The organism is Tropicimonas sp. IMCC6043 (genome assembly GCF_004146235.1).
Lineage (GTDB): Bacteria > Pseudomonadota > Alphaproteobacteria > Rhodobacterales > Rhodobacteraceae > Tropicimonas.
In genome coordinates this window covers 1-887 of record NZ_SELO01000133.1, presented here as the reverse complement: position 1 = coordinate 887, position 887 = coordinate 1, and the positions used below count along the sequence as shown (strand labels likewise).

The window sequence follows — 887 nt, the reverse complement described above, 5'->3', positions numbered from 1 at the left end:
TCGTGCAGCAGGTCTTCAACGTTCCGCAACGAAAGGGGAAACCGGACATACATCATCACCGCGAGGCGGATGACTTCCCGGCTGGTCTTGAAATACTTGAACGGGTCGCGTTTCGTCATCCGAAGACGCTACCCAGCACCCTGCCCCATCGCAAGCCAAGTTGCTCTGACAAGGCCCTTTCCCCGGCTCTGTGCAAAACAGGAGCCACTGACCGGCACCCCATTGATGCCGGCCAGTGGCGTGGGTTGGGTCGGCAAGTTCCTGGCCATGGAGGGCCGCAATCAGCCTTTCACGCCAGCCGAGATCATCACGGCTTCGGTCACGCGTTTCTGGAACACGAGGTAAGCGATAATGACAGGTGCCGCTGCCAGCAGAGCCAGGGCCATCATGCGTGCATAGGCAACGCCGAACGTGTCCCGAACCTGCGTGATTCCGACCGGAATCGTCATCATCTCCTCGCTGGTCGTGATCAGGAACGGCCAAAAGAAGTTGTTCCATGCGATGATGAAGGTGATGATCGACAACGATGCCGTGATACCCCAGTTCAGTGGCAGGTAGAGCTTGAACAGCAGGGTAAATTCTCCGCCACCGTCCAGCAGCACCGCTTCGCGCATTTCCTTCGGTATCGCGTCGAAGAACTGCTTGTAGACGATCACGACAACCGGAACAATCAATTGCGGCAGGATGATCCCCCACCAGGTGTTGACCATGTTGAGGTCGCTCATCAGCACGAACTGGGCGACATAGAGAGCCGGGATCGGCACCATGAAGCTTGCCACAACCAGCAGGTAAAGCAGCCTGCGGCCCGGAAAGTTCAGCTGCGACAGCGCATAGGCGCACATCATGCCGAAGAGCAGCACGACAAAGGTGATGATGACCGAGGTGCC

At 57.8% G+C, this 887-nt stretch carries 1 protein-coding gene and 1 pseudogene; both read right to left on the bottom strand.

Annotated features, from left to right (window positions below; translation table 11 throughout):
• Positions 1-119, bottom strand: a pseudogene (locus EU800_RS27830) (IS6 family transposase); the annotation flags it as partial.
• A gap of 162 nt (positions 120-281) precedes the next feature.
• Positions 282-887: carbohydrate ABC transporter permease (locus EU800_RS26085; protein ID WP_129636358.1), on the bottom strand; the 606-nt coding region annotated here is incomplete at its 5' end.